Below are 3,090 nucleotides of genomic sequence, written 5' to 3'. Positions count from 1 at the left end.
GGAAGTGTTCCGGTTCTTCCTCGAGGCCGGCCAGACCGAAACCGACAGCTTCGCCTCCACGCAGCGCGTGTTCCGCGGCGTTCCCACCACCGGCGGCGCCGCGTTCACCAAGGACACCGTTTACCTGCACGGACTGCTGGGCGTGCACACCTTCTTCCGCTGGTGCCTGCGCCACCGCCGGCTGCCGCTGACCCGCCTGCTGTTCGCCGGCAAGATGACACTGCAGGACGTGTTCGCGCTTGAGCCGATGTTCGAGGCCGGTGCCCTGGCCGAGCCCCTGTACCAGCCGCCCTGGGTCCAGCGCGCCAACGGCCTGGCCGGCATGCTGGCCTTCTCCCTGTTCGCCAACCGCATCCGCCTGGACCGCGTGGAGGCCGACGACCTCGTTCTGGGCTTGTGACCGGATGACAATGAAACGATCGCTTGCGTTCTTCGCCGCCTGCCTGCTGCTTTCCGCCTGCGCCAGCATCCCGCTGGGAACGCTGTGGAAGCTGCGCGGCTTCGATGAAAACACGCTGGTGCAGCTGGAGCCTTCGGACCTGCGCACCGCGTTGTCGCTGGTGCCCGCGGTGGACGTGCAGCCCGAAAGCGTAAAGCTGAGCCTTGAACTGAGCCGCGACAACGCCGGGCCCGAACGCCACGCCTTCGGCCTGGAGCCGGCAACCGGCCCCGGCCCGCTCGACAGCGAGCGCCGCTACAGCCTCTGGCGACTCGACGACGCCGGCATCCGCGCCCTGGCCAGCGTGCAGCGCAGCCTGCGGGCCGCGCAGGCCAGCGACACCGACGCCTATTCCGGCGCCACGTTTTCGGTGAACTTCCAGCCGGACTTCCAGGGCCAGCCGCCCGACGCCCTGCAGGTCAGCGTGCAGCTGCTGCTGAGACCCGAAGACGGCTGGCTGCTGCTGATCGACGAGGCGGAGCTGCCCATCGAACGTTAGCCACCGGCGCTGGCTGCGGTCTTCTGGCGCCAGGCGGGAAGCATCTGCCCGGCATTGGGGATGCTGCGGCGGCGCGGGGGATGGCCGAGTGCCTCAAGGCGGCTGGCCAGCGAGCCGTCCGCATGCGCCGCGAAGGTTTCCGAACATCCGCCCAGGAACCGGCCGCCCAGGAACACCTGGGGCAGGGTGCGGCTGCCCGTGTGTTGTTCAAGCGCCGCGCGCAGGCGGATGCCCAGGTCGGTGGCCAGCAGCTCCGGGTCGTCGAGGTTGATCCAGCGGTGGTCGGCGCCCAGCGCGTCGAACAGCTTGCGGACCGACCAGCCGTATTCGCACCACGACAGGCCATAGACCACCAGCGGCGCAGCCGGGTCGCCGATGGCCGCAGCCAGCAATCGCCGGGCCTGGTCGTCGGCGGCCGGCGTGGGTGCCGGCGCCGGCGTGGGTGCGGCGGCCGCGGCCTGGTCGAAGCGGGCGAAGGGCGACGAACGCGAGATGTCCCATTCGGCGGCGTCCATGTCCTGGCCGATGGCGTCGAACAGCGGCGTGCTCAGGTAACGCTCGCCGGTGTCCGGCAGCAGCACCAGCACGTGCGCGTCCGGCGATTGCTCCAGCAACTGCATCGCGCCGGCGACGGTGGCGCCGCTGGTGATGCCGGCCAGGATGCCCTCGCGGCGCGCCAGCGCGTGGGCCTGGGTGATGGCGGCCTCGCCCGTCACTGCAAGCACCTGGTGCACGCCGCCTTCTTCGAGCAGCCGCGCACTGTGATGTGGCACGAAGTCGGGCGTCCAGCCCTGCATCGGGTGCGGCCGGAACGCCTCCGGGCCGCCGGACAGCACCGGCGCGTTGTCCGGCTCGCAAAGCACCAACCGGGTTTGTGGCCGGTGCTGCCGCAGCACGCGCGCCAGTCCTCGCGCCGTGCCGCCGGTGCCGGCGCCCAGCACCACGTAGTCCAGTCGCCGGCCTTCGAAGCTGGCCAGGATCTCCATGGCGGTCGTGCGCGCATGCACGTCGGCATTGGCTTCGTTTTCGAACTGCTGCGGCCAGAACCAGCCGTGCCGCCGCGCGAGTTCGCCCGCCTTTTCGACCATGCCGCTGCCCTTGAGATGGGCCGGGGTAAGCACGACGCGAGCGCCGAGGTAACGCATCAGCCGCCGCCGTTCGACGCTGAACTGCTCGGCCATCACGATCACCAGCGGATAACCCTTGGCGGCGCAAACCATCGCCAGGGCAATGCCGGTATTGCCGCTGCTGGCCTCGACCACCGTCTGCCCCGGGCGCAGTACCCCGCTGGCTTCGGCGGCTTCGATCATGGCCAGGGCCATGCGGTCCTTCACCGAACCGCCCGGGTTGGCGGCCTCGAGCTTGGCGTACAGGCACGCACCGGGCGGCGCCAGGCGATCGAGCCGCACCACCGGGGTGTGGCCGATCGTTTCGAGTACCGAAGCCAGGGGCGCGGTCATTGTTCGTCCCCGGCGTTTGCCCAGGCTTCGGCATCCACATCCAGGCGCATGTCATCGCCAGCCAGACTGGCAACCTGCAGCGGCATCAACACCGGCAACTGGCCACCGGTCCGGTCGACAAGGGCCTGGCGAAAGATGGCCAGATCGGTCGGATCGCGGTGGATGACGTTCAGGTGCAGCACGTCCCGCCAGTCGCTGCCGACGCGTGCCAGCTTTGCCTGCAATTCCCCGAGCACCGCTTCGGCCTGGTGGCTCGCGTCGCCTTCGGCGGTGGTGCCCGAAACGACCACGCGCCGGCCGGCCACAACCGTGCGGGAGAAACCGAACCAGGGTTCCCAGCGACTGCCGCCATCGAGCCGACGGGCCGGAGTCGCGCTGAAGTCTGCATCAAGCTCGATGCGCATGTCCGGCGTGAACAGCCTTGGCACCTGGATCACCGTGGTTGCCGGCGGATGGCCGCCGAAGGCCTCGCGGTGTGCCTGGGCATAGGTCTCGAGTTCGCCGATGTCGGTGACATACAGGCGGGTGCGCACGACGTCACGCATCGACAGCCCCTGTTCGGCAAGCAGCGCATCAAGCTTGGCAAGCGCCGTGCGCGCCTGCTCGCCGGCGCCGTGTCCCGCGGGGATCGCGCCTTCGGGACCCATGCCGGTCAGGCCAGTGATCGCACCGTTGCCGCCGCGTGCATAACT

Annotated in this window: 4 protein-coding genes and 1 pseudogene; 2 read left to right on the top strand and 3 right to left on the bottom strand. The window is 69.9% G+C overall.

Features of this window, described 5'->3' with window-relative positions; translation table 11 throughout:
* Together AACZ35_RS13545 and AACZ35_RS13540 are read left to right on the top strand one after the other, a co-directional pair.
* On the top strand, window positions 1-400 hold a 400-nt coding region (locus AACZ35_RS13545), incomplete at its 5' end, for a tyrosine/phenylalanine carboxypeptidase domain-containing protein (RefSeq protein WP_339830172.1).
* Window positions 401-410: 10 nt separating this feature from the next.
* On the top strand, window positions 411-938 hold the full coding sequence (locus tag AACZ35_RS13540; RefSeq protein ID WP_339830170.1) for a hypothetical protein: 528 nt from the start codon (window positions 411-413) through the stop codon (window positions 936-938).
* On the opposite strand, the gene AACZ35_RS13535 is transcribed toward AACZ35_RS13540, so the two are convergent.
* The 3 genes and pseudogenes from AACZ35_RS13535 to AACZ35_RS13525 form a co-directional block, all read right to left on the bottom strand.
* Window positions 935-1,453: a glutaredoxin domain-containing protein gene (locus AACZ35_RS13535; protein WP_339830174.1), complete on the bottom strand. Its 519-nt coding sequence runs from the start codon at window positions 1,451-1,453 to the stop codon at window positions 935-937. The two genes, AACZ35_RS13540 and AACZ35_RS13535, sit on opposite strands and share 4 nt — an antisense overlap.
* A gap of 18 nt (window positions 1,454-1,471) precedes the next feature.
* Window positions 1,472-2,398, bottom strand: a pseudogene (locus tag AACZ35_RS13530) (pyridoxal-phosphate dependent enzyme); the annotation flags it as partial.
* Window positions 2,395-3,090: Rid family hydrolase (locus AACZ35_RS13525; RefSeq protein WP_339830168.1), on the bottom strand; the 696-nt coding region annotated here is incomplete at its 5' end. The gene AACZ35_RS13525 and the pseudogene AACZ35_RS13530, both read right to left, overlap by 4 nt.

It is taken from the genome of uncultured Arenimonas sp. (assembly GCF_963976025.1).
Classification (GTDB): domain Bacteria; phylum Pseudomonadota; class Gammaproteobacteria; order Xanthomonadales; family Xanthomonadaceae; genus Arenimonas.
This window is presented reverse-complemented; position numbering and strand designations above follow the sequence as displayed.